Origin of the sequence: Murinocardiopsis flavida, assembly GCF_003014485.1 — a bacterium.
Lineage (GTDB): Bacteria > Actinomycetota > Actinomycetes > Streptosporangiales > Streptosporangiaceae > Murinocardiopsis > Murinocardiopsis flavida.
The window spans coordinates 171,644-195,795 of the sequence record NZ_PYGA01000010.1 but is presented as its reverse complement, the minus strand read 5'-3'; the positions used below and the strand labels follow the sequence as shown (position 1 = coordinate 195,795).

At 73.0% G+C, this 24,152-nt stretch carries 21 protein-coding genes and 1 riboswitch; of the genes, 16 read left to right on the top strand and 5 right to left on the bottom strand.

The features are described 5' to 3' along the window. Positions 1 to 509: 509 nt before the first annotated feature. The gene (bldD, locus tag CLV63_RS15635; RefSeq protein WP_106583754.1) at positions 510 to 1,004 is read right to left on the bottom strand and encodes a transcriptional regulator BldD; all 495 of its coding nucleotides are present in this window, start codon (positions 1,002 to 1,004) and stop codon (positions 510 to 512) included. 574 nt (positions 1,005 to 1,578) lie between these two features. Between bldD and pyrR the strand changes: the two genes are divergently transcribed. The 13 genes from pyrR to metK all read left to right on the top strand — a co-directional run bounded on the left by pyrR (position 1,579) and on the right by metK (position 17,024). After that, positions 1,579 to 2,205, top strand: coding sequence for a bifunctional pyr operon transcriptional regulator/uracil phosphoribosyltransferase PyrR (pyrR, locus tag CLV63_RS15630; RefSeq protein WP_106583753.1), 627 nt, complete (start codon positions 1,579 to 1,581; stop codon positions 2,203 to 2,205). Then, the gene (locus tag CLV63_RS15625; protein ID WP_106583752.1) at positions 2,205 to 3,131 is read left to right on the top strand and encodes an aspartate carbamoyltransferase catalytic subunit; all 927 of its coding nucleotides are present in this window, start codon (positions 2,205 to 2,207) and stop codon (positions 3,129 to 3,131) included. The genes pyrR and CLV63_RS15625 overlap by 1 nt, the downstream gene beginning before the upstream one ends. Positions 3,132 to 3,145: 14 nt before the next feature. After that, a complete protein-coding gene (locus tag CLV63_RS15620) occupies positions 3,146 to 4,441 on the top strand; it encodes a dihydroorotase (RefSeq protein ID WP_106583751.1) in 1,296 nt (431 codons plus the stop codon). Between the two features lie 187 nt (positions 4,442 to 4,628). Next, a complete protein-coding gene (gene carA, locus CLV63_RS15615) occupies positions 4,629 to 5,738 on the top strand; it encodes a glutamine-hydrolyzing carbamoyl-phosphate synthase small subunit (protein ID WP_211301323.1) in 1,110 nt (369 codons plus the stop codon). A gap of 37 nt (positions 5,739 to 5,775) precedes the next feature. Next, a complete protein-coding gene (gene carB, locus CLV63_RS15610; protein WP_106583750.1) occupies positions 5,776 to 9,072 on the top strand; it encodes a carbamoyl-phosphate synthase large subunit in 3,297 nt (1,098 codons plus the stop codon). A gap of 129 nt (positions 9,073 to 9,201) precedes the next feature. Next, positions 9,202 to 10,107 carry a dihydroorotate dehydrogenase electron transfer subunit gene (locus CLV63_RS15605; RefSeq protein ID WP_106583749.1) on the top strand — a complete coding sequence of 302 codons (906 nt, stop codon included), beginning with the start codon at positions 9,202 to 9,204 and terminating at the stop codon, positions 10,105 to 10,107. A gap of 2 nt (positions 10,108 to 10,109) precedes the next feature. Further along, positions 10,110 to 11,066 (top strand): dihydroorotate dehydrogenase, encoded by a 957-nt coding sequence (locus tag CLV63_RS15600; protein WP_106583748.1) that lies wholly within the window; start codon positions 10,110 to 10,112, stop codon positions 11,064 to 11,066. 459 nt (positions 11,067 to 11,525) lie between these two features. Continuing rightward, on the top strand, positions 11,526 to 12,227 hold the full coding sequence (gene pyrF / locus CLV63_RS15595) for an orotidine-5'-phosphate decarboxylase (RefSeq protein WP_106583747.1): 702 nt from the start codon (positions 11,526 to 11,528) through the stop codon (positions 12,225 to 12,227). 348 nt (positions 12,228 to 12,575) lie between these two features. Beyond that, on the top strand, positions 12,576 to 12,899 hold the full coding sequence (mihF, locus tag CLV63_RS15590; RefSeq protein WP_106583746.1) for an integration host factor, actinobacterial type: 324 nt from the start codon (positions 12,576 to 12,578) through the stop codon (positions 12,897 to 12,899). Between the two features lie 384 nt (positions 12,900 to 13,283). After that, positions 13,284 to 13,871, top strand: a complete 588-nt coding sequence (gmk, locus tag CLV63_RS15585) for a guanylate kinase (protein WP_106583745.1) — start codon at positions 13,284 to 13,286, stop codon at positions 13,869 to 13,871. Positions 13,872 to 13,943: 72 nt separating this feature from the next. Then, a complete protein-coding gene (rpoZ, locus tag CLV63_RS15580; RefSeq protein ID WP_106583744.1) occupies positions 13,944 to 14,210 on the top strand; it encodes a DNA-directed RNA polymerase subunit omega in 267 nt (88 codons plus the stop codon). Between the two features lie 194 nt (positions 14,211 to 14,404). Continuing rightward, a complete protein-coding gene (gene coaBC, locus CLV63_RS15575) occupies positions 14,405 to 15,616 on the top strand; it encodes a bifunctional phosphopantothenoylcysteine decarboxylase/phosphopantothenate--cysteine ligase CoaBC (RefSeq protein ID WP_211301322.1) in 1,212 nt (403 codons plus the stop codon). Between the two features lie 214 nt (positions 15,617 to 15,830). Next, positions 15,831 to 17,024, top strand: coding sequence for a methionine adenosyltransferase (gene metK, locus CLV63_RS15570; protein WP_106583743.1), 1,194 nt, complete (start codon positions 15,831 to 15,833; stop codon positions 17,022 to 17,024). Between the two features lie 67 nt (positions 17,025 to 17,091). Here the strand turns inward: metK and CLV63_RS15565 are convergent, their stop codons facing one another. From CLV63_RS15565 to CLV63_RS15555, 3 genes are all read right to left on the bottom strand, one after another. Beyond that, entirely contained in the window at positions 17,092 to 18,315 is a 1,224-nt protein-coding gene (locus tag CLV63_RS15565; protein ID WP_106583742.1) for a DUF418 domain-containing protein, read from the bottom strand. Positions 18,316 to 18,551: 236 nt separating this feature from the next. Then, positions 18,552 to 19,016, bottom strand: coding sequence for a nitroreductase/quinone reductase family protein (locus CLV63_RS15560; RefSeq protein ID WP_106583802.1), 465 nt, complete (start codon positions 19,014 to 19,016; stop codon positions 18,552 to 18,554). A gap of 65 nt (positions 19,017 to 19,081) precedes the next feature. Further along, entirely contained in the window at positions 19,082 to 20,272 is a 1,191-nt protein-coding gene (locus CLV63_RS15555; protein ID WP_106583741.1) for an acyl-CoA dehydrogenase family protein, read from the bottom strand. A 222-nt stretch (positions 20,273 to 20,494) separates the two neighbouring features. After that, a riboswitch (SAM riboswitch) is annotated at positions 20,495 to 20,623 on the top strand. A 67-nt stretch (positions 20,624 to 20,690) separates the two neighbouring features. Between CLV63_RS15555 and CLV63_RS15550 the strand changes: the two genes are divergently transcribed. From CLV63_RS15550 to CLV63_RS15540, 3 genes are all read left to right on the top strand, one after another. After that, positions 20,691 to 22,040: an aminotransferase class V-fold PLP-dependent enzyme gene (locus CLV63_RS15550; protein WP_245928840.1), complete on the top strand. Its 1,350-nt coding sequence runs from the start codon at positions 20,691 to 20,693 to the stop codon at positions 22,038 to 22,040. Between the two features lie 69 nt (positions 22,041 to 22,109). Continuing rightward, positions 22,110 to 22,739, top strand: a complete 630-nt coding sequence (locus CLV63_RS15545; RefSeq protein ID WP_106583739.1) for an SAM-dependent methyltransferase — start codon at positions 22,110 to 22,112, stop codon at positions 22,737 to 22,739. Positions 22,740 to 22,760: 21 nt separating this feature from the next. Then, complete coding sequence (locus CLV63_RS15540; RefSeq protein ID WP_106583738.1) at positions 22,761 to 23,327, top strand: DinB family protein; 567 nt, start codon at positions 22,761 to 22,763, stop codon at positions 23,325 to 23,327. Here CLV63_RS15540 and CLV63_RS15535 read toward each other — a convergent pair. Continuing rightward, entirely contained in the window at positions 23,290 to 24,114 is an 825-nt protein-coding gene (locus tag CLV63_RS15535) for a nucleotidyltransferase domain-containing protein (protein ID WP_106583737.1), read from the bottom strand. The genes CLV63_RS15540 and CLV63_RS15535 overlap by 38 nt on opposite strands. Between the last annotated feature and the right edge of the window lie 38 nt (positions 24,115 to 24,152).

Genomic DNA, 24,152 nt, shown 5'->3' with positions numbered 1-24,152 from the left:
CCGCGCGGGGGAGCGGGCGTGTTCGGGGGAGGGGCCGTGGCCGGTACCGGTCTGGCGGCCCTGGCCGGGATGTCCTTCGGCCGTCGCGGGCCCCCGCTGCGCGACAATCGCGCAGCGGCGCAGTAGGGGCGTGCGCAGGCTCCCCGGCAGCCGTGCCGATCGCCGCTCGGGCCGATGGCGCTCTGGGAGGTGTCCGTCGCAGGGGTGAGCGATCAGACCGCGAAGTGCCCCTGCGGAGGGGTTGGGCTGCCAGGCGGCTGCATACGCCCCAACTGCGCTGCTGCGCCGCTGTGCCGTTGCGCGATCATCGCGCAGCGGGGCCCGCGACCCCCGAAGGGGCCGTGCGGTTCGAGGTGATGGATCGACGAAGGTGGCCGCGCCCGCAATGGGCGCGGCCACCTTCGCGGCAGACAGCCTTGGGCGGCCTCGAACACGTCGACGGCCCCTCGGACGACGTGGAACCTCGACGTCCTCGGACGGCCTGGGACGCGTCGGCGGCCTTGGGCGGCTTAGAACGCGTCGACGGCGCGGCGCGCCTCGGGGTCGAGGACGCCCCAGTCGATGAGCTCCTCGGTGAGGTCGCCCGGCGAGCGGTCGTAGATCACCGCGAGCGAGCGGAGGTCCTCTTGGCGGATGGACAGCACGCGGCCGTTGTAGTCGCCGCGCTGGCTCTGGATGGTCGCGATGTAGCGCGCGAGCGGGCCCGCCTTGTCCTGCGGGAGCTGCTGCATGCGCTCAAGGTCGATGACCAGCTTGGGTGTCGGGCCGAGCGGGGTCGGTGCGGCACCGCCGGGCAGCAGCTCCGACATCGGCACGCCGTAGAAGTCGGCGAGCTCGGCGAGCTTCTGGACGGTGACGGCGCGGTCGCCGCGCTCGTAGGAGCCCACGACGACGGCCTTCCACCGGCCGTGGGACTTCTCCTCGACACCGTGCAGGGACAGGCCCTGCTGGGTGCGGATGGCGCGCAGGCGCGCACCGAGCGACTTCGCGTATTCGGATGGCATCTTCTAGTTCGCTCCCCGGCCGTGGAAATGTCTGGTTGACGGGGGAACCCGGAAGTCGGTGGGGTACCGCCCCGCCCTTGGGCTGTCTGCTGGCCTGTGGAGCGCTGCGGGGGAGGCCCGGGTTCGGTCCGCCCAGAGATTGGTTACGGACAGTGACGGTAAAGCGGTGAGGGCGCCAGGTCAAGCTGTTGGGTGGAAACGGGACCAATCAGACGCCAAACCGTGCGTTAGTGAGGGGGCTCTCATACTAGGACCGAATGGGACACACCGTCACCGGGTCGGGGCCCGCAAAGCCCGACGCCATAGGCATTTCGGGGGTATGGGCCGGATGCGCGCGGAGCGCGCGCAGTCCGATTGAGTAGCATTGGGACAGATAAATCAAGAGCTTTTTCTGTGATGAGTGTCATATTCGCCGACCACTCTCGCTAGAGTCGAGTCACCTCAGGGTGATCCCGCTGATAGCGTCTGGGCAGCTCGACCGGTAGGCGCTTGGTCGACCGGGCGAGCATTCGAGACATCTTCACCGACGTCCTTTAAGGACCTGTTCCGTGAGACAGGGAAGGAGGTCATCACTGTGTGTGCCCAAAAACGCGCAGAAGGTGACATTGGGGCCGATGCCAAGACCGTCCTGGAAGGCCCGGAGATCAACCGGGCGCTGACCCGGATCGCCCACGAGGTCCTCGAACGGACCAAGGGCGGCGCCGACGTGACACTGCTGGGGATCCCGTCCCGCGGCGTCCCGCTCGCCGAACGGCTGGCGAAGCGCATCGAACACGTCGAGCACCTCGAAGTCCCCTGCGGCTCCCTCGACATCACCATGTACCGCGACGACCTCCGCATGGCGCCGGCCCGCAGCCTGAGCCCCACCAACATCCCGCCCGAAGGCATCGACGGCCGCACCGTGGTCCTGGTGGACGACGTCCTCTTCTCCGGCCGCAGCGTCCGCGCGGCCCTCGACGCGCTCAACGACCTCGGCCGCCCCCGGGCGGTGCAGCTCGCCGTCCTGGTCGACCGCGGCCACCGCGAACTGCCCATCCGCGCCGACTACGTGGGCAAGAACCTGCCGACCTCGCTGCGCGAGAGCGTGACGGTCCTGGTGGACGAGTTCGACGGGCGCGACGCCGTCGTGGTCGGCCCCGCCAGGTCGCGCGGGGCCCGCCCCACCGACACCGCCGCAGGCGGCACGGAGGAAGCGAAGTAATGCGCCATCTCCTGAGCGCGGGCGACCTCTCCCGCGACGAAGCGACCCTCGTCCTCGACACAGCGAAGGAGCTCGCGCAGGTCGGCGACCGCTCCGTGAAGAAGCTGCCGACCCTGCGCGGCCGGACCGTCGTCAACCTGTTCTACGAGGACTCCACCCGCACCCGCATCTCGTTCGAGGCCGCCGCCAAGCGCATGTCGGCCGACGTCATCAACTTCTCCGCCAAGGGCTCCAGCGTCTCCAAGGGCGAGTCGCTCAAGGACACCGCGCTGACCCTCCAGGCCATGGGCGCCGACGGCGTGGTCATCCGGCACTCCTCGTCCGGCGCCGCGAAACGCCTGTCGACCTGGGTCGACGGCGCGGTCCTGAACGCCGGCGACGGCACCCACGAGCACCCCACGCAGGCCCTCCTCGACGCCTTCACCATGCGTGAGCGCATGGGCCGCGTCGAAGGGCTCCGGGTCGCCATCGTCGGCGACATCCTGCACTCGCGGGTGGCCCGCTCCAACGTGCTGCTGCTCGCCACCCTCGGCGCCGAGGTGACGCTCGTCGCGCCGCCCACCCTGCTGCCCGTGTCCGTGCGGTCCTGGCCGTGCTCCGTGTCCTACACGCTCGACGAGGTACTGCCGAAGTCCGACGTGGTGATGATGCTCCGCGTGCAGGCCGAACGCATGAAGGACGCGTTCTTCCCCACCGCCCGCGAGTACACGCGCCGCTACGGCCTGGACGACGACCGCTTCGCCAAGCTGCACGACGACGCCATCGTCATGCACCCCGGCCCGATGATCCGCGGCATGGAGATCTCCGCCGCGGTCGCCGACTCGCCGCGCTCCACCATCGTGGAGCAGGTCGCCAACGGTGTGAGCGTGCGCATGGCGGTGCTGTACCTGCTGCTCGGCGGCTCCGAGTCCGCGATCGGGAACTAGGGAGAACAGCGACGATGACGGACACCAACACCTACCTGATCCGCGGCGCCCGCGTCCTCGGCGGCGAGGAGACCGACCTCCTGCTGCGCGGCGGGCGCATCGCCGAGATCGGCCCCGGCCTCGACGGCGGCGGGGCCGCCACGGTCGACGCCCGCGGCGCGGTCGCCTTGCCCGGCCTGGTCGACCTCCACACCCACCTGCGCGAACCCGGCCGGGAGGACGCCGAGACGGTGTACTCCGGCACCCGCGCCGCCGCAATGGGCGGCTTCACCGCGGTGCACGCCATGGCCAACACCTTCCCCGTCGCCGACACGGCCGGGGTCGTCGAGCAGGTCTGGCGGCTGGGCCGCGACTCCGGGTACTGCGACGTGCAGCCCGTCGGGGCGGTCACGCACGGCCTTGGCGGCACCACGCTCGCCGAGCTCGGCGCCATGGCCGAGTCCATCGCGGCGGTGCGCGTCTTCTCCGACGACGGCCACTGCGTGTCCGACGCGCTGCTCATGCGGCGCGCCCTGGAGTACGTCAAGGCGTTCGGCGGGGTCGTCGCCCAGCACGCGCAGGAGCCGCGCCTCACCGAGAACGCCCAGATGAACGAGGGCGTGGTCTCCGACCGGCTCGGCCTGGCCGGCTGGCCGGCCGTCGCCGAGGAGGCGATCATCGCCCGCGACTGCCTGCTCGCCGAGCACGTCGGCTCCCGCCTGCACATCTGCCACGTGTCCACCAAGGGCTCGGTGCAGATCATCCGCGAGGCGAAGCGGCGCGGCTGCGACGTCACCGCCGAGGTCACCCCGCACCACCTGGTGCTCACCGACGACCTCGCCGAGAGCTACGACCCGATCTTCAAGGTCAACCCGCCCCTGCGCACCGCCGACGACGTCGAGGCGCTGCGCGCCGGGCTCGCCGACGGCACGATCGACATCGTCGCTACCGACCACGCGCCGCACCCGATCGAGGCCAAGGAGACCGAGTGGTCCAACGCGGCCATGGGCATGACCGGCCTGGAGACCGCGTTGAGCGTGGTCCAGTCCGCCATGGTCGAGACCGGTCTGCTGGACTGGGCGCAGGTCGCCGAGCGCATGTCGGCGGCCCCGGCGCGCATCGGACGCCTGTCGGGGCACGGGCGCCCGCTCGCTGTGGGCGAGCCCGCCAACGTGGTCCTGTTCGACCCGTCGGTGTCGCGGGAGGTCGACCCGGCGGCCATGGCGTCCAAGAGCGCCAACTCGCCGTTCCGGGGGCGCACCCTGCCCGGCAGGGTCGCGGCGACGTTCCTGCGCGGCACGCCGACCGTCCTGGACGGCAAGGTGCAATGAGCGGGGGGCGCATGCCGGACGGGGCGGCAGTGGGTGCGGCAGCGGGTACGGCAGTGAGTGACGAGTCAGCAGTGGGGGACGTGTCGGCAGTGAGCGGCAATTCGGCAGTTGGGTGTGAGGAGCGGTGAGCGACCAGATGGGTGGCGGCCGTCCTACGGAGGGGGAGTCCGCGGTGCAGGTTCCGGCGATGTTGGTACTGGAGGACGGCCGCACGTTCCGCGGCACCTCGTTCGGCGCCGAGGGGGAGACGTTCGGCGAGATGGTGTTCCAGACCGGGATGACCGGTTACCAGGAGACCCTCACCGACCCGTCGTACCACCGGCAGATCGTGGCGATGACCGCGCCGCACATCGGCAACACCGGGGTGAACGACGACGACCCCGAATCGGGCCGGATCTGGGTCGCCGGCTACGTGGTGCGCGAACCCGCCCGCATCCCCTCGAACTGGCGCGCCGAGCGCACACTCGACGACGAACTGCGCCGCCAGGGCGTCGTGGGGATCGCGATGCAGGGGACCCGCGCCCTCACCCGCCACCTGCGCGACCGCGGGGCGATGCGGGCCGCCGTCAGCACCGTCGAGGACGACCCGGCGCGCCTGCTGGAGCGGGTCCTCGCCAGCCCCGAGATGGCGGGCGCCGACCTCGCGGCCGAGGTGAGCACCGACGCGCCCTACACGGTGTCGCCGCCCGAGGGCGTGCCGAGCCGGTTCACGGTCGCCGCCGTCGACCTCGGCATCAAGGCCATGACCCCGCAGCGGCTGGCCGAACGCGGCTGCGAGGTCACCGTCCTGCCGTCCTCGGCGACCGCAGAGGAGATCCTTGCCCTGGGCACCGACGGGGTGTTCTTCAGCAACGGGCCGGGCGACCCCGCCACGGCCGACGGTCCCGTCGCCGCCATGCGCGGCGTCCTGGACGCCGGCGTCCCGCTGTTCGGCATCTGCTTCGGCAACCAGATCCTCGGCCGCGCGCTCGACCTGGGCACCTACAAGCTCCCGTTCGGGCACCGCGGCGCCAACCAGCCCGTCCGCGACGTCCACACCGGCCGGGTCTACATCACCAGCCAGAACCACGGCTTCGCCGTCGAGGCGCCGCTCGACGGCCCGTTCGACACCGCCTACGGGCCCGCCGAGGTCAGCTACGTCGGCCTCAACGACAACGTGGTCGAAGGGCTGCGGCTGCTGGAGCGGCCCGCGTTCAGCGCCCAGTTCCACCCGGAGGCCGCCGCCGGCCCGCACGACGCCGCCGAGCTGTTCGACGCGTTCTGCGACCTCATGGCCGCGCGCGCCGCCAGGCCCTGACCAGCTCCCAGTACCGCTTTCGTGCAAGGAAGTCCCAATGCCGCGCCGCACTGACCTGTCATCCGTCCTCGTGATCGGCTCCGGGCCGATCGTCATCGGCCAAGCGTGCGAGTTCGACTACTCGGGCACGCAGGCGTGCCGCGTCCTCAAGGACGAGGGCCTGCGCGTCATCCTGGTGAACTCCAACCCGGCCACGATCATGACCGACCCGGAGTTCGCCGACGCCACCTACGTCGAGCCCATCACGACCGAGATGGTCGAGAAGATCATCGCCAAGGAGCGCCCCGACGCGCTGCTGCCCACCCTGGGCGGGCAGACCGCGCTGAACACCGCGGTGGCGCTGCACGACGCCGGTGTGCTCGCCAAGTACAACGTGGAGCTCATCGGCGCCAACATCGACGCCATCCAGTCCGGTGAGGACCGCGAGACCTTCAAGGGCATCGTGGAGCGCATCGGCGGCGAGTCCGCGCGCTCCCAGATCTGCCACACACTCGACGAGTGCCTGGCCGCGGCCGAGGAGCTCGACTACCCGGTGGTCGTGCGGCCGTCCTTCACCATGGGCGGCGCGGGCTCCGGCTTCGCCCACGACCCCGGCGAGCTGCGCCGCATCGCCGGGCAGGGGCTCGCGCTGTCGCCGACCACCGAGGTCCTCCTGGAGGAGTCCATCCTCGGCTGGAAGGAGTACGAGCTGGAGCTGATGCGCGACGGCAACGACAACGTGGTCGTCGTCTGCTCCATCGAGAACCTGGACCCGATGGGCGTGCACACCGGGGACTCCATCACGGTCGCCCCGGCCATGACCCTCACCGACCGGGAGTACCAGGAGCTGCGCGACATCGGCATCGCGGTCATCCGCGAGGTCGGGGTCGACACCGGGGGCTGCAACATCCAGTTCGCCGTCCACCCGCAGTCCGGGCGGATCATCGTCATCGAGATGAACCCGCGCGTCTCGCGCTCCTCCGCGCTGGCGTCCAAGGCCACCGGCTTCCCCATCGCCAAGATCGCGGCGAAGCTCGCCGTGGGCTACACCCTGGACGAGATCCCCAACGACATCACCGCCGAGACCCCGGCCAGCTTCGAGCCGAGCCTCGACTACGTCGTCGTGAAGGTGCCCCGCTTCGCCTTCGAGAAGTTCCCCGGCGCCGACCCCGGCCTGACCACCACCATGAAGTCGGTCGGCGAGGCCATGGCCATCGGCCGGTCCTTCCCCGAGGCGCTCCAGAAGGCCATGCGGTCGCTGGAGAAGAAGGGCGTCGGCTTCACCTGGGAGGGGGAGCCGGGCGACGCCAAGGAGCTGCTGGACGCCGCGGCGACCCCCACCGAGCACCGGCTGCGCCAGGTCCAGCAGGCGCTGCGGGCCGGCGCGACCGTCGCCGAGGTCCACGAGGCGACCCGGATCGACCCGTGGTTCGCCGACCAGATGATGCTGCTGGAGGAGTCGGCCCGCGCCATCGCCGCGGCCCCGAAGCTGGAGGCCGGCGTGCTGCGCTCGGCGAAGGGCCTCGGCTTCTCCGACCGGCAGATCGGCGAGATCGTCGGCAAGCGCGAGGAGGTCGTGCGCGAACTGCGGCACGCCCTCGGCATCCACCCGGTGTACCTCACGGTCGACACCTGCGCGGCGGAGTTCGCCGCCACGACGCCGTACCTGTACTCCAGCTACGACGAGGAGACCGAGGTCCCCGCCGGGACCAAGCCCAAGGTGGTCATCCTGGGCTCCGGGCCGAACCGCATCGGGCAGGGCGTGGAGTTCGACTACAGCTGCGTGCACGCCTCGTTCGCGCTCGCCGAGGCCGGCTACGAGACCGTCATGGTCAACTGCAACCCCGAGACCGTCTCCACCGACTACGACACCAGCGACCGCCTGTACTTCGAGCCCCTCACCCTGGAGGACGTCCTCGAGGTCGTGCGCGCCGAGCAGGCCGTCGGCGAGGTCGTCGGCGTCATCGTGCAGCTCGGCGGGCAGACCCCGCTCGGACTCGCGCGGGAGCTGAAGGCGGCCGGGGTCCCCATCGTCGGGACCAGCCCCGAGGCGATCGACCTCGCCGAGGACCGCGGCGAGTTCGGCCGGGTCCTCGACGGCGCCGGGCTGCCGGCGCCCAAGAGCGGCATGGCGCTGTCGTTCGAGGAGGCGAAGGGCGTCGCCGACGAGATCGGCTACCCCGTGCTCGTGCGGCCCTCCTACGTGCTGGGCGGGCGCGGCATGGAGATCGTCTACAACGAGGCGATGCTCGCCGACTACATCGAGCGCTACGCCGACGTGTCCACCAAGCACCCCGTGCTCATCGACCGGTTCCTCGACGACGCCATCGAGATCGACGTCGACGCGCTCTACGACGGCACCGAGCTGTACCTCGGCGGCGTCATGGAGCACATCGAGGAGGCCGGGATCCACTCCGGCGACTCCGCCTGCGCGCTCCCGGCGGTGACCCTCGGCAGCGAGGACATCGAGCGCATCCGCTACTCCACCGAGGCGATCGCCCGCGGGACGGGGGTGCGCGGCCTGCTCAACGTCCAGTACGCCCTCGCGTCCGGCGTGCTGTACGTGCTGGAGGCGAACCCCCGCGCGTCGCGCACGGTGCCGTTCGTGTCGAAGGCGACCGCCGTGCCGCTCGCCAAGGCCGCGGCGCGGGTGATGCTGGGCGCCTCGGTGGCGGACCTGCGCGCCGAGGGGATGCTGCCGGCGCACGGCGACGGCGGGACGCTGCCGTTCGACGCGCCCATCGCGGTCAAGGAGGCCGTGCTGCCGTTCAACCGGTTCATCGACAGGGACGGCGAGGGCGTCGACACCGTGCTCGGCCCCGAGATGCGCTCCACGGGCGAGGTCATGGGCCTCGACGCGGACTTCGGCGCGGCCTACGCCAAGTCGCAGCTCGCCGCGTACGGGTCGCTGCCGGTGTCGGGGGCGGTGTTCGTCTCGGTCGCCAACCGCGACAAGCGCACCATGGTCTTCCCCATCAAGCGGCTCGCCGACCTGGGGTTCGACATCCTCGCGACGGAGGGCACGGCGCAGGTCCTGCGCCGCAACGGGGTGCGGGCCGAGGTCGTCCGGAAACACAGTGAAGGTCCCGGTACGGGCGGCGAACCCACTATCGTGCAACTCATCCACGACGGCGCCGTGGGGCTCATCGTCAACACGCCGTTCGGCAGCGCGGGGCAGTCGGGCCCGCGCCTGGACGGCTACGAGATCCGCACGGCCGCCGTGGTGCGGGGCGTGCCGAGTGTCACCACGGTGCAGGGCTTGGCTGCCGCCGTCCAGGGCATCGAGGCGCTGGTGCGCGGCGACATCGGTGTGCGCTCACTCCAGGAGCACGAGGCGGCGCTGCGGGCCGGGTAGGACGAAGTCGGGACGAGGGCACGGGACGGGCGGCGCCGGTCCCGGTCAGAGGGGGGCCTCGCGGGTGAGTGGGCAGCACAGGGCGGCGCGCGGCCGTGCGGCGCGCCGGGGCGGGTCCAGGGGCCGGCGGTGAGCGACCTCGGCCCCGTGCAGATGCGCAGCCCGGTGCTCACGGTGCGGCGGGTGGACGCCTACGTCGCCATCACCGTGGTCGCCCCGGGCGTCGCCGAGCGGTTCCGCTCCGGCCAGTTCGTGTCGGTCGCCGTCGGCGGCGACCAGTCCTCGATGCTGCTGCGGCGGCCGTTCGCCGTGCACGACGTGAAGCCCGACCACGGGGGCACCGTGGAGTTCCGGTTCGCGGTGCGCGGCCAGGGCACCGCCTGGCTGGCCGACCGCCGGTCCCGCGACCTGCTCGACATCGTCGGTCCGCTCGGCCGCCCGTTCCCGCTGCCCCGGGACCCCGTGAACTGCGTCCTGGTCGGCGGCGGGTCGGGCAGCGCCCCGCTGTTCCCCCTGGCGCAGGCGCTGCGCCGGAGGGGGTGCCGGGTCGACTTCGTGATCGGCGCCGCGTCGGCCGACCGGGTGTTCGGCGCGATCGGCGCGCGCCGGGTCGCCGAGACCGCGACCTTCACCACCGACGACGGCTCGTTCGGGGTGCGCGGGACGGTCGTCGACGCGCTGCCTGGGGTGATCGAGGACGCCCGCTCCGACGTGGTCTACGCGTGCGGCCCGATGCCCATGCTCCGGGAGGTCAGCGCCCTGGCGGCGAACTTCGGGGTGCCCGTCCAGGTGTCGGTGGAGGAGGCCATGGCGTGCGGGGTCGGCGTGTGCATGTCGTGCGTGCTGCCGGTCGTGGGCGATGACGGCATCACGCGCATGGCGCGCTCCTGCGTGGACGGCCCGGTGTTCCGCGGCGAGCGGGTGCGCTTCGACGACGTCGGCGCGATCCCCTTCGACGCGCTCGGCGCGCCCGGCTGGAAGTCCGTCGAGCAGGGCGCGCAGGACGACGCGGTCGCCGAGCGGGAGGTGAGCTGAGCATGCCCGGGGCAGCACCCGACCTGCGCACCGCGCTCGGCGGCGCCGACCTCCCCAACCCGGTCCTGACGGCGGCGGGCTGCGCGGGCAGCGGGCGCGAGCTCGCGCAGTTCTTCGACATCGCGCGGCTCGGCGCCGTGACCACCAAGTCGGTGATGCTGGAGGCGCGCGCCGGGCGGCCGGCGCCCCGCATGGCCGAGACCCCGAGCGGGATGCTCAGCGCCGTGGGGCTCCAAGGGCCGGGCGTCGACGTCTTCCTGCAACGCGACCTCCCCTGGCTGATCTCGCGCGGCGGCAGGGCCGCCGTCTCGGTGGCCGGCGGCACCCCCGCCGAGTACGCCGAGGTCGCGCACCGCGTCGAGGAGGCGGGCGGGGCGTCGCTGATCGAGCTGAACCTGTCGTGCGCCAACCCCGCCGACCAGGGGCGGCACTTCGCCGTGGACCCCGACGCCGCCGCCGGGGTGGTGGCGGCGGTCCGCGCCCGGCTGTCCGGCGGCGTCCCGGTGTTCGCGAAGCTCTCTCCCGACACCGCCGACATCGTGGCGCTGGCGAAGGCGTGCGTGCAGGCCGGGGCCGACGGCCTGGCGCTCATCAACACGGTGCGCGGCATGGCCATCGACACCGCCACGATGCGCCCGGCCGTGGCCGGCGGCGGGGGCGGGGTGTCCGGCCCGGCGATCCGGCCCATCGCGCTGGGGTGCGTGTACGACGTGCACGCCGCGCTGCCCGACGTCCCGCTCATCGGCATGGGCGGGGTGCACGCGGGGACCGACGTCCTGGAGTTCATGCTCGCCGGCGCGTCGGCCGTGGCCGTGGGCACGGCGAACTTCCACGATCCGTCCGCCTGCGTGCGCATCCTGCGCGAGTTCACCGAGGCACTGGACGAGCACGGGATCGCCCGCGCCGCCGACCTCGTGGGCGGCGCGCACCGTCCAATCGGCGCTGCGCTGGGACGATGATCATCGAACCGGTCAGGCGCGCTGTGCGGCCCCCGAATTGCGCGGGGGTGCACAGGACCACCCCAGCGGGTTTCGCACCCGTCAGAATCCATCTGAGCGTCTTGTGACGATGAGTAGCCGGGACTGCGCTCCGGTGGCGCGCCGGTGGATAACGAAGCGGCGCCGTCCCCGCCGCCGCACGCATACCGGGCATAGCAGGGGGAACACAGGGTTGTCGGCCGACAAGGCCGAAGGGGCAGCGGCGGGGCGGCGCCGGGGTCAATGGCAGGCTGCAATGGCAGGCTGTTGGGGCCGGTCACCGCCGCACTGTCCGCGGCACACCGGGTCGGCGCAGCCCCGGACAACCAGCCCGGCCGCATCAGGCCGGCCAAGCACCGTGCGCGAGCGCGCTACAGCGCCCGGGGCACATGACCCGCATCTCGGCGCCTCGCCGGGAAACCCGAATTTGAGGAGAAGAGCGTGGCCGCGCCTATCGCCGTCGCCATCGACGCACCCGACATCGAGACCGCCGCCCGCTGGGCCTCGTCGGTCGCCCCCCACGTCAGCACGGTCAAGGTCGGGCTGGAGCTGTACCTGCGGTACGGGCCCGAGGTCATCAGCACCATGCGCGGGGCGAACCGGGTCTCGGTGTTCCTCGACCTGAAGCTGCACGACATCCCCGCGACCGTCGCCGGAGCCTGCCGGGCGGTGGCGCGGCTGCGGCCCTCCATCCTGACCGTGCACGCGGTCGGGGGGCGCGACATGATCAAGGCGGCCGTGGAGGCGTCGCCCGACACCATGATCGCCGCCGTCACGGTGCTCACCTCGCTGGACGAGGACACCCTCGACGACGTCGGCATGCGCGGGACCACGGCCGACGCCGCGCGGCGCCTGGCGGTGCTCAGCGTGGAGTCGGGGGCCACGGCTCTGGTGTGCTCCCCGCACGAGGTGTCGTCGCTGCGGGCCGAGGTGGGCCCCGACATCACCTTGATCACCCCCGGTGTGCGTCCGGCGGGCGCCGACCGCGGCGACCAGGCGCGGGTGGCGACCCCCGAGGAGGCCGTGTCGGCGGGCGCCGACCTCCTGGTGATCGGGCGGCCCATCACCAGGGCCGCCGACCCGGGTGCCGCTGCGGCGTCGATCGCCGCCGCGCTGCGCCGCGCCGAGGCCGCTTCGGCGTAGCGGTCCGGGCCGGGAGCACCCAGGGCGATCGGCCCAACACCACCCATAGGGCAGATTTGGGACAGAAGCGGCTTCGAGTAGGTGGCGGGCCGAAACTGGGGGAGGATGCAGTGCCAGGGCCTGCGCCGCTTCATTTCCGCCCGCGGAGGTGGGCGGCGGGTCCGGCCGCCGCAACGTGCCTAAAGTCCCGATTTGATCATCACAGTGCAACCATTCGGAAACAGAGTGTAGTTCCTTCAATGAAATAGCGCTTGAAAAGCCACTTTGCGTTGCCGAACAGGGTCGGAACCTACTAACTTGCGCAAGCGTCCGCCCTCCGTAAACGAGAGAAAACCGAGGTGACCCGGCGTGGCCCTTCCTCCCCTCACACCCGAACAGCGCGCCGCGGCTCTGGAGAAAGCCGCCAAGGCCAGAAAAGAACGCGCGGAAGTCAAGAATCGGCTTAAGCACGGCGGCGTCTCGCTGTCCGAGGTACTCAACGACGGCCAGTCCGACGACGTCATCGGCAAGATGAAGGTGTCGGCGCTGCTCGAGTCGCTGCCCGGCGTGGGCAAGGTCCGCGCCAAGCAGATCATGGAGCGTCTGAACATCGCCGAGTCCCGGCGCGTCCGGGGCTTGGGCGCGAACCAGCGCGCGGCGCTGGAGCGCGAGTTCGGGGGCATCGAGCAGTAGCAGCACGCGACACCGCCGGGTGGGCGCCGCCCCCACGCCGCACCCGCCCGGCAGGCTGAACGCGCCTGGGCGTGTTCGGGAAGGGCTTTCGGGCCAGCGAACCCGAAATGGCTTTCCGAACACGCCCTTGTCCCCTCGCCGCCCGGCGTACGCGCCGGGCGGCGAGGGGCGGACGGCCGTCCCCTCGGCAGCGCGGAGGCGCGCCCGCCCGTGGTGGTATAACTGACCCACACCACCAGCGTTTCCCTGCACGCGCCGAGCGCCGCGGCCGCAGCGACCGCCTCTCCGCCCGGCAGTGTGCCGGCGGGTCCGTTCCGCCGGTGCGGTGCCCAGTGTCCGGTGCAGCCGGCCGAGTCCCCGACCAGAACGAGGGTCTGATCTTCAGTGCCTGCCGAGTCCGCACCCGACGCCAGCACGTCGAAACGGCTCACGGTCCTGTCCGGACCGTCCGGTGTGGGCAAGAGCACGGTGGTCAAGGAGTTGCGCAGGGCGCACCCGGAGATCTGGCTGTCGATCTCGGCCACCACCCGCGCCCCGCGCCCCGGTGAGACCGACGGCGTCGAGTACCACTTCCTCACCGCCGACGAGTTCGACCACATGGCCGCCTCCGGCGCGCTCCTCGAATGGGCGGAGTTCGCCGGCAACCGCTACGGCACCCCCAGCGCCCCGGTCCTGGAGCGGCTCGAGAAGGGCCTCCCCGTCCTGCTGGAGATCGACCTGCAAGGGGCCCGCCAGGTCCGCGCGAACCTCGACGACGCCCTGCTCGTGTTCCTCGCCCCGCCCACGTGGGAGGAGCTGGTGCGCCGGCTCAACGGCCGCGGTACCGAACCGCCCGACGTCGTGCAGCGCAGGCTCGACACGGCGCGCATCGAGCTCGCCGCCGAGAAGGAGTTCGACGTCACGCTCACCAACACCTCTGTGCGCGACGTCTGCCGTGAACTGCTAGCGTTGATGGCCGCGCCCACGATGTGATAGCGGGCGCGGCAGAACCCGCACAGCATCGGCCCCGCCAGGGGGTCGGCCCAAGGTCTAGAGGTACGCAACGTGGCTGGCACGCTTCCCGTCGCCGAAGGCATCACCAACCCGCCGATCGACGAACTGCTCAGCACCGTCGAGAGCAAGTACAGCCTGGTCACCATGGCCTCCAAGCGCGCCCGGCAGATCAACGCCTACTACGCCCAGCTCGGCGAGGGCCTGCTCGAATACGTCGGCCCGCTCGTCGAGACCCAGGTGCAGGAGAAGGCGCTGTCCATCGCGCTGCGCGAGGTCAACGAGGGCCTGCTGCACGCAGAGCCGTTCGAAGGCGCCTGAGCCCCACCCCGCCGCACGCGGACCGCTCCGGGCGCCCCCGGAGCATCCGCACGCGCGCCCTGACGACTCCGTTCCGGGCGCGCCCATGGCACCCGTTCCCGGCCGCCGCGCGGCCGTGACGCGCGCCTGAGGGCCGCGACCGCCGATCCGATCTCCAGGAAGGGACCGGCGCGCCGCGCGCCCGCCGAGTGAGCATGACGGAAACGCCACGAGCACCCGAGATCGTCCTCGGCGTCGGCGCCGGTATCGCCGCCTACAAGGTCTGCGAGCTGCTGCGCCGCTTCACCGAGACCGGCCACGGCGTCCAGGTCGTCCCCACCGCCGACGCCCTGCGGTTCGTGGGCGAGCCCACGTGGGCAGCGCTGTCGGGCCGCCCGGTCGCCACCGGTGTGTGGGACGCCGTGCACGCCGTCCCGCACGTCCGCATCGGCCAACACGCCGACCTGGTGTTCGTCGCCCCGGCGACCGCCGACCTCCTCGCGCGGGCCGCCAACGGCCTGGCCGACGACCTCCTGACCAATACGCTGCTCACCGCCCGGTGCCCCGTCGTGTTCGCTCCGGCGATGCACACCGAGATGTGGGAGCACCCCGCGACCCGGGCGAACGTCGCGACGCTGCGCGCGCGCGGCGCCGTCGTCCTCGACCCCGCCGTCGGCCGCCTCACCGGGGCCGACACCGGGCGCGGCCGGCTGCCCGACCCCGACGCGCTGTTCGCGGCGGCGACCCGGGTCCTGCGCCGCGGCTCGGGGCCCGGCGACCTCGCGGGGCGGCGCGTCGTCGTCTCCGCCGGCGGCACCCGCGAACCCATCGACCCGGTGCGCTTCATCGGCAACCGCTCCTCCGGCCGCCAGGGTTATGCCCTCGCCGTCACCGCGCTCGCCCGCGGCGCCGAGGTCGTGCTCGTCTCGGCGAACACCGCGCTGCCCGACCCCGCCGGCGCCGCGGTGCGCCGCGTCGGGTCGACCGCCGAACTGCGCGACGCCATGCACGAGGAGAGCGGCGCCGCCGACGCCGTGGTGATGGCGGCGGCCGTCGCCGACTTCCGGCCCGCGACCACCACCCCCGGCAAGATCAAGAAGACCGGGGGCGCCCCCGCGCCCATCGCACTGGTCGAGAACCCCGACATCCTGCTGGAGCTGACCCGCGGGCGCGCCCACGACGGGCAGGTCGTCGTGGGATTCGCGGCGGAGACCGACCACGTCGTCGAGAACGGGCGGGCCAAGCTCGCCCGCAAGGGGTGCGACCTCCTCGTGGTCAACCAGGTCGGCGACGGGCTGGCGTTCGGCACCGCCGACAACCAGGCGGTGGTGCTCGGCGCCGACGGCTCCAGCACCGACATCCCCACCGGGCCCAAGGAGGATCTCGCCGACCGGGTGTGGGACCTGGTGGCGGAGCGTCTGAGCTGATCAGCGCCCGCGATAAGGTGACGCGCGGATAATGTGGGTACGCTACCCACGATCGAACCCCGGGGACACCGCCGTCCCCGCAACACCCTGGTCCCCTACAGTGGACCCGTAAACCCACCGTGCAGGTCGGTATTCGAGGAGGACTTCCCCACCGTTCCTCCGGCCGCCGCACGCGCATCTGTCAGCCAGCAGCCGCTGCAAGGAGTCGCTCAACGTGTCCCGTCGCCTTTTCACCTCCGAGTCGGTCACCGAAGGCCACCCCGACAAGATGGCCGACCAGATCAGTGACGCCGTACTCGACGCGATGCTCAAGGATGACCCGAAGAGCAGGGTCGCCGTCGAGACCCTGATCACCACCGGGCAGGTGCACGTCGCCGGTGAGGTCACCACCCAGACCTACGTCGACATCCCCAGCCTGATCCGCGCCAAGATCCTGGAGATCGGCTACGACTCCTCGGCGAAGGGATTCGACGGCGGGTCCTGCGGAGTCTCGGTGTCCATCGGCGCCCAGTCGCCCGACATCGCCCAGGGTGTCGACACCGCCTACGAGACCCGCGCCGAGGCCGGCACCGACGACCTCGACCGGCAGGGCGCCGGCGACCAGGGCCTGATGTTCGGCTACGCCAACCGCGAGACCCCCGAGCTCATGCCGCTGCCGATCAAGCTGGCGCACGCGCTCTCCCAGCGTCTCTCCGAGGTCCGCCGCGACGGCACCGTCCCCTACCTGCGTCCCGACGGCAAGACCCAGGTCACGGTCGAGTACGAGAACAACACCCCGGTCCGCCTCGACACCGTGGTGGTCTCCAGCCAGCACGCGCCTGACATCGACCTGCTCGAACTCCTGACCCCCGATGTCAAGGAGCACGTCATCGCCCCGGTGGTGGCGAGCTACGGCCTGGAGTCCGACAACTACCGGCTGCTGGTCAACCCCACCGGCCGCTTCGAGATCGGCGGGCCCATGGGCGACGCCGGGCTCACCGGGCGCAAGATCATCGTCGACACCTACGGCGGGTACGCGCGCCACGGCGGCGGCGCGTTCTCCGGCAAGGACCCGTCCAAGGTCGACCGCTCCGCCGCGTACGCCACCCGCTGGGTCGCCAAGAACATCGTGGCCGCCGGGCTCGCCGACCGCTGCGAGGTCCAGGTGGCCTACGCCATCGGCAAGGCGCACCCGGTGGGCGTGTTCATCGAGACCTTCGGCACCGAGGCCGTCGCGCCGGAGAACATCGAGAAGGCCGTCCAGGACGTCTTCGACCTGCGCCCGGCCGCGATCATCCGCGACCTCGACCTGCTGCGGCCCATCTACTCGCTGACCTCGGCCTTCGGCCACTTCGGCCGCGAGATCCCCGAGTTCACCTGGGAGCAGACCGACCGCGCCGCCGCGCTCAAGGCGGCCGTGGGCGCCTGACCCGGATACACGCGCACGACCGGGCCCCGGCCGTCCCCGCGAGGGGGCGCCGGGGCCCGGTCTCGTGTCAGGCCCGGGACCCGCGCCGCGGGACCCGCGCCAGCAGCCACTTCTGGCCGGCCTCCAGCGGGCCCTGCTCGAAGAACCGCAGCCAGAGTGTGGCCCCGGCGAGCAGCGCCGCGCACATCCCGGCCAGCAGCGCCAGCACCCACCACGGCCCGCTCCCGGCGAAGGTCGTCGCCAGGCCGAACCCGATCCCGTAGCACAGCACCGCGCCCAGCACGTTCTGGAGGACGTAGCCGCTCAGCGCGCACCGGCCGAGGGACGCCAGCGCGCGGCTCGCCGGGCCGGGTGTGCGGACGCGGTCCAGCACCAGGCCGACGACCCCGATGTAGCCCACCGCGAGTACCGGTGCGGCGGCCCAGCGGTCCAGGACCATCATGTCGGGCCCTGCCAGTGTGGTCGCGATGTTCAGCGGCAGGCCCGCGCCGATACCGATCAGCGCCATCCGCGCGCGCAGCGCCCGGCCCCGCTCGCCCGGCTCGAACGCCCCCGCGCGCAGCAGCCGGGTGCCGAGCAGGAACAGGAAGAGCAGCAGCAGGAAGCAGAGCACCGGTTCGGTGCGCAGCCCGACCACGTTGTCCAGCCGGGACATGATCTGACCCGGGTAGTCCGCCGACGCGAACAGCGCGTTGACGGAGGGGTCGGGCTCGGGGCTCCCGCTGATGGCGCCCGTTGCCACCGCGCCGGCGGAGAGCAGCGCCATCAGCGCCACGTGGGCCGCGCCGGCGGTGTACATCACGACCCGCTGGGCCCGGTCGGAGCGGCCGAGGAGCCAGGCGACCACCAGTGCCACCACCGCGTAGCCCATGAGCACGTCGAACGCGAAGACGAACACGAAGTGCACGGTGCCCTCGGCGAACAGCAGCAGCGCCCGCCACTTGTAGGGTCCCGGCCACGGCAGCCCGCGCTTGGCCGCCGACCGGTACTGGATGGCGACCCCCACCCCGAACAGCACGGTGAGCAGGGCCAGGAACTTGCCGTTGGCGGCGAAGCGCACCGCCGCCTCGACCAGCGCGGCCGCGGTCACGGGGGCGCCGGGGTCCGGCAGCGGCGAGACTGCGGACGCGTCGGCGAAGAAACCCAGCTCGCCGCCCGGGTGGGTGAAGATCCAGATGTTGGTGCCGAGCGTGCCGAGGATCGCGACACCCCGCAGGACGTCGAGGAGCGGCAGGCGCCGCGGCGCGGGCGGCGCGTCGGTCTCGGTCGCGGGCGCGCGGATGGCGTCCATGGGTGCGGGCTCCCCTGATCGGCGTCGCGGCCGCCGGTTCCGGCGGCTACGACCATCGTGGCCGGTCAGAGGCCGTCCGCGGATCCTGCGCTGTGCGGAGCCCGGCATGGTGCTTTGGAAGGACGGCACGCGGACGGCCGCGCCCCCAGGGGACGAGGCCGGGATCGGTGGCGGCAGGCGTCACCGGGCCGCCCGGGCCCGCGCCCAACGGCGGGCGGCGGCCCGGCGGCGCCCGGCTACAGCCGGACGGTCGTGCTGCGCACGATCTCGAACACGGGGTGGTTGGCGGCGATCTTCTCGAAGGCGCCGATCGGGTCGTGCGGGGAGACCTCGAAGTGGTCGCCGACGCAGGCCGCGCGGGGGTGATCGAGGTACTCGCGCAGGACCGGGGCCGCGCGCTCGGGGCCGACCTCGGTCACGCTGATGAGCTCGATCCAGCCGCCCCGGCGCAGCGTGCCGAACCCGTCGCCGCGGATGTTGCGCACCCAGCCGACGGGGCCGTAGGGGGCGACGAGGAACCGGCCCTGCGCGTTCTCGACCAGGATGATGGGCGTGCTGCGCAGGAAGCCCGACGTACGCCCCCTGGTCGTGAGCAGGTGGAGCTGCGGGGCGGCGACACCGTACTTGACGAGCCCGCCGAGGACGGTGTTGAGGGTCCGCCGCACCCTGGTGGTCGGGAATCGGCCCGTGCCGTTCGCCATCGCCATCTCCCTAAGTCCGGTCCCTTCCATTCTGGCGGCTCGCGCGCGTGCGCAGGTACACGGGCCTACCGGAACGCCGAGACCCCCGTCACGGCCTGGCCGAGGCTGAGCGCGTGCACGTCCTCGGTGCCCTCGTAGGTGGCGACCGTCTCCAGGTTCAGCATGTGCCGCAGCACCGGGTACTCCAGGGTGATGCCGTTGGCGCCGTGGATCGCGCGCGCCGCGGCCGCGACCCGCTGGGCTGCGGCGACGTTGGCGAACTTGCCGTAGCTGACGTGGGTGTGGTGGCACGCGCCCGCGTCCTTCAACCGGCCGATGCGCAGCGCCGCCAGCTGCGCGTTGTTGACGTCGACCAGCATGTCCGCCAGCTTGCGCTGGGTGAGCTGGAACCCCGCGATGGGCCGGTCGAACTGCACCCGGGTGCCTGCGTAGTCGAGCGCCGCCTCGTAGCAGGTGCGCGCGGCCCCAACGGCGCCCCACACGATGCCGTAACGGGCCTCGTTCAGGCACGCCAGGGGGGCGCCGAGCCCGGCTGCGCCGGGCAGCCGGGCCGAATCGGGCAGCCGCACCCCGTCGAGGACCAGTTCGGCGGTGATGGACGCGCGCAGCGACAGCTTGCGGTGGATGGTGTTCGCCGCGAACCCGGGGGTCGCGGTGGGCACCAGGAAGCCGCGGATGCCGTCGTCGGTGGCCGCCCACACGACCGCGGCGTCGGCGACGGTGCCGTTGGTGATCCACATCTTGGTGCCGTCGAGGACCCAGTCGGCGCCGTCGCGCCGGGCCCGGGTGTGCATCGACCCGGGGTCGCTGCCGGAGTCGGGCTCGGTCAGCCCGAAGCAGCCGATGGCGTCGCCGGACGCCATGCGCGGCAGCCACTCCTGCTTCTGCTCCGCCGACCCGAACTTGTGGATCGCCGCCATCGCCAGGGAGCCCTGGACGGACACGAAGCTGCGCAGCCCGGAGTCGACCGCTTCGAGCTCGCGGCAGGCGACCCCGTAGGCGGTGGCGCTGACCCCGGCGCAGCCGTACCCGTCGAGGTGCATGCCGAACACGCCGAGTTCCCCGAACGCCTTCGCCAGGGCGCGGGGGTCGGGGATGGTGCCGGCCTCGAACCAGTCGGCGACCGACGGCGCCAGCTCGCGGGCCGCGAAGGCCCGCACGGAGTCGCGGATGTCGCGCTCCTCCGCGGCCAGCTCGGCGTCGACGGCGAGGAAGTCGTGCGGGTCGGGCGGTGCTGCCTTGCGTCGCTCGCTCATTGGGTCCTTTCCGTGGCAGTGGTCGCCGGTCGCGCGATTGCCGCGGACCTACCGGGGCGTGTCACGTGGCCGCGTCCGGGCGCGAGCCAGGAACGGTCCGCGGAGAACGCCCTAGGGGCGACTCTAGGCACCCCCGCCGGGCACCGGCCAGCGCGGCCCACCGGTTCGCGGGAGGCGGGCCGGGCGGCAGCGGCGTCGGCGAGTGCGCTACAGTCGTCCCCAGGTCATGAGTGCCAGCGCGAAGCCCCGGCTTGCTGGCCGGCAACCCTCTGTTCCGCGGTGGGGTGCCCCGGGTGAGGACCAGGTCGAGACACGACCGTCTATCAGCTACGTGTCAGGCAAGCGCGGACCCTATCCGGCCACGGCAGCACTGCGTGTGCGTCCCATGGGGTCCCCCGAGACCCATGAGAGGTGCACTGTGACCACTGTCGCCGCGAACCCCGCCGCCACCCCCTCCGCCGTCGACGTCGGCATCGTCGGTGCCGACGTCCGCATCCCGCTCGTCACCGGGGAGCAGGTCGAGTACGCCAACTTCGACTACGCCGCGAGCGCGCCCTGCCTCGGCGCCGTGCGGCGGCGGCTGGAGGAGGCGCTGCCCTACTACGCGAGCGTCCACCGCGGGGCGGGCTACCACTCGCAGGTGAGCACCGACGCCTACGAGGCGGCCCGCCGCTCGGTGGCGCGGTTCGTGGGCGCGCGCGGCAACGACGCGGTGCTGTTCGTCCGCAGCACCACCGACGCCCTGAACCTGCTCGCCCGGTCCGTGCCCGACGGCTGCACCGTTGTCGTGTTCGCCGGTGAGCACCACGCCGCGCTGCTGCCGTGGCAGCACCGGGGCGCCCGGGCCGGCCGCGTCGTGCGGCTGCCGCTGCCCGCCGGGCCCGAGGACGCCGTGGCCGCCGCGCGGGCCGCGCTGCTCGACGCCCCCGAGGGGCCGCGGCTGCTGTGCGTGACCGCGGCCTCCAACGTCACCGGGGAGATCTGGCCCGTCGACGAGCTCACCGCCGTCGCGCACTCCGCGGGGGCGCGCATCGTGGTGGACGCAGCCCAGCTGGTGCCGCACCAGGCGTTCAGCCTGAGCCGCAGCGGCGTCGACTACGTCGCCTTCTCCGGGCACAAGCTGTACGCCCCGTTCGGCGCGGGCGTGCTCGCCGGGCGCACCGACTGGCTGCGCGCCGCGGTGCCCTACCTCGCCGGGGGCGGCGCCACCGCCTCCGTCACAGAGGACGACGTGCGCTGGAACGACCTGCCCGCCCGGCACGAGGCCGGCAGCCCCAACGTCCTGGGCGCCGTCGGCCTCGCCGCGGCCTGCGACACGCTCCGCGCGGCGGGCCAGGAGCTGCTGCACGCCGAGGAGCAGGCGCTGCTGGACCGGCTGCGCGCGGGTCTCGCCGCGATCCCCGGCGTCCACGATCTGAGCCTGTGGGACGCCGGCGGGCCGCGTGTGGGGATCGTGTCGTTCGTTGTCGACGGCATCGCCGCCGACCTGCTCGCCGCGGCCCTGTCCGCCGAGTACGGCATCGGGGTGCGCGACGGACTGTTCTGCGCGCACCTGCTGACCCGCGAACTCCTGCCGCCGGGCCACGCCCAGGCGGTGCGGGCCAGCCTCGGACTGGGCACCACGGCGGCGCACGTCGACCGCCTCGTCGCCGCGGTCGCCGAACTCGCCGAGCGCGGCCCCCGGTGGGACTACGAGCTCGAAGACGGCCGGATCGCCCCGGTCCCCGACCCGCGCCGCGCGACGGGCGGTAGCATCGACCCGCAGTGACGCGGGTCACGGCGGTGCGGTGCTGCCGCCGGCGCACCCGCGCGAGCCGGCGGTGAATGGGGAGCGCGGTTGTCCGAGGAGCAGGAACTCAGCGGCCCTCGGCCGGTCGGCGCGCCCGAGACCGGCGGCCCGCACGTCCTGCGGTTCGGGGCGGCACCGCCCCGCGCGCCGCGGCCCCGCGCGGCCCCGCCCGAGGCGCTCGCGCTGGCCCGCGCGCGGCGCGGCTTCGTCCGCCGGGTCGTCGGCTACCTCGCCGCCGACCTCGGCGTCCGCCAGTTCGTCAACGTCGGCGCCCGCCCGGCCACCGCCGAGGCGGTCCACACTGCGGCGCGCGAGCACCGGCCGGAGGCGTCGGCCGTCCACCTGTCCGGCGGCCCGCTCGGCACCGTCCTGCGCAGCGGCGCGCTCGACCCCGCCGCGCCCATCGCGCTGCTGCTGGTCGACACCGGCGACCTCACCGACACCGCCGTCGCGGCGCTGGTGCGCGACGCCCACGCGGCGACCGCGCCGGGCAGCCACGTCGTCATCTGCCGCCCCGCTCCCGGCGACGGCGCGGGCGCCCGTGCCGCAACGCGCCTGTTCGCGCCGTTCACGGTGCTCGATCCCGGCCTCGCCGACATGGCATGGTGGCCGTACCCCGACGCCGAGGTCACCGGCTCCGGCGTGGGGGTGCTGGCCGGTGTCGCCGGCCGGGCCTGACGGTGCGAATAGCGGGGGGCCATGGCGCTGAACTGGACCGATGAGCTGCTGGGGCAGTTGGAGTTCTACTGGGATGTGTCGCTGTGGCCGCGGCTGCGCGGCCTCGGCGACCGCGAGTTCTACTGGGAGCCGGTCGAGGGCTGCTGGACCGTGCGGCCGCGCGGCGACGGCGGCCACACCGTCGACTGGACGTGGCCGGAGCCGTCGCCGCCGCCCGTCACCACCATCGGCTGGCGGCTTGGCCACATGGCCGTGGGAGTGCTCGAACTGCGGGTCGACCACCACTTCGGCGACCGGTCCATGCGCCTCGACACCGTGTCGTGGCCGGGTAGCGCCGACGAAGCCCTCACCCGCCTGGGCGACGCCTACCGCGCCTGGTGCGCGGGCGTGCGCGAACTGGGCCCCGAGGCGCTCGCCGCGCCCGTGGGCGCCGCCGAGCCGGAGCAGTGGGCCGAGTTCCCCTTCGCGATGCTCGCCCTGCACATCAACAGGGAGCTGATCCACCACGGCGCGGAGGTCGCCCTGCTGCGCGACCTGTACCGGGCGGGCCTCAGCGGGCCGGACCCCGCGCGGCCGGTCGCGGAGTGACGCCCGCGCCGGGTTCCCCGCCGCTCCACACCCGCTCGTAGGCGTCGACCAGCCAGCGGTCGGCCCACTCGCGGTCGGCCGCATCCGGCAGGTCGACGGCCGCCACGAGGGCCAGCAGCCGGTCCTCCAGTGCGCGCGCCTCGTCGAGCGCCTCCTCCCGGGTGTGCCCGCCCGTGCGCAGCGCGACCAGCCAGGACCGCCACGGCTCCGCCATGGGCAGGGTGATGCGGCCGGTCTCCATGAGCTCGACGCCCCGGATCCCGAGCCGGACCATGTGGTGGGCGAACTTGACATCGAAGCCGAACCGCTCGATCAGCTCCGGCCGGTTGGCCTTGCGCCCGCCGCGCAGCCCGAGCATGCTCTCGCGCTGCGACCGCAGGTACCCGATGAACCGCCGGCCAGCGGCGCGGGTCGCGAACCGGTGCGCCTGCGCGCGCAGCTCGTCGGCGAGGGGCGTGCGGCGCACGACCTGGGAGTCGGGCACGAACAGCGGCAGCAGCACCGTCGGGTTGCCGTCGAGGGCGAGCCGCATCCACTTGCGCAGCGAGTAGACGGTGAGGTCGAGGTCGCCGGGCCCGGAACGGACCCCGTCGGGCCGGGTGCGGTGGATGTACTGGTCGAACCGGCGCAGCCCCACCACGTACTCCTTGGGCTCGACGCAGATCCCCATCTCGTCGCGGTCGCCCTGGTCGTCGACCGCCGTGCCGTGCACGGTGGAGCCGACCAGGCAGCGCAGGATCGTCCCGTTCTCCGCCAGCGCGGCGAACTCGGGGGAGGAGTGGCGCATCGTGCCCTCTCTGGAGCGCCGGCGGGGCGCGCCCGCCG

Excerpts from the sequence above, each read along its gene's own strand:
- CLV63_RS15560 (WP_106583802.1), bottom strand. The coding sequence starts at position 19,016 with ATGGCGAACGGCACGGGCCGATTCCCGACCACCAGGGTGCGGCGGACC.
- CLV63_RS15540 (WP_106583738.1), top strand. The coding sequence starts at position 22,761 with ATGGCGCTGAACTGGACCGATGAGCTGCTGGGGCAGTTGGAGTTCTAC.
- CLV63_RS15625 (WP_106583752.1), top strand. The coding sequence starts at position 2,205 with ATGCGCCATCTCCTGAGCGCGGGCGACCTCTCCCGCGACGAAGCGACC.
- carA (WP_211301323.1), top strand. The coding sequence starts at position 4,629 with ATGTTGGTACTGGAGGACGGCCGCACGTTCCGCGGCACCTCGTTCGGC.
- CLV63_RS15555 (WP_106583741.1), bottom strand. The coding sequence starts at position 20,272 with ATGAGCGAGCGACGCAAGGCAGCACCGCCCGACCCGCACGACTTCCTC.
- CLV63_RS15600 (WP_106583748.1), top strand. The coding sequence starts at position 10,110 with ATGCCCGGGGCAGCACCCGACCTGCGCACCGCGCTCGGCGGCGCCGAC.
- bldD (WP_106583754.1), bottom strand. The coding sequence starts at position 1,004 with ATGCCATCCGAATACGCGAAGTCGCTCGGTGCGCGCCTGCGCGCCATC.
- CLV63_RS15620 (WP_106583751.1), top strand. The coding sequence starts at position 3,146 with ATGACGGACACCAACACCTACCTGATCCGCGGCGCCCGCGTCCTCGGC.
- CLV63_RS15565 (WP_106583742.1), bottom strand. The coding sequence starts at position 18,315 with ATGGACGCCATCCGCGCGCCCGCGACCGAGACCGACGCGCCGCCCGCG.
- coaBC (WP_211301322.1), top strand. The coding sequence starts at position 14,405 with ATGACGGAAACGCCACGAGCACCCGAGATCGTCCTCGGCGTCGGCGCC.
- carB (WP_106583750.1), top strand. The coding sequence starts at position 5,776 with ATGCCGCGCCGCACTGACCTGTCATCCGTCCTCGTGATCGGCTCCGGG.
- CLV63_RS15535 (WP_106583737.1), bottom strand. The coding sequence starts at position 24,114 with ATGCGCCACTCCTCCCCCGAGTTCGCCGCGCTGGCGGAGAACGGGACG.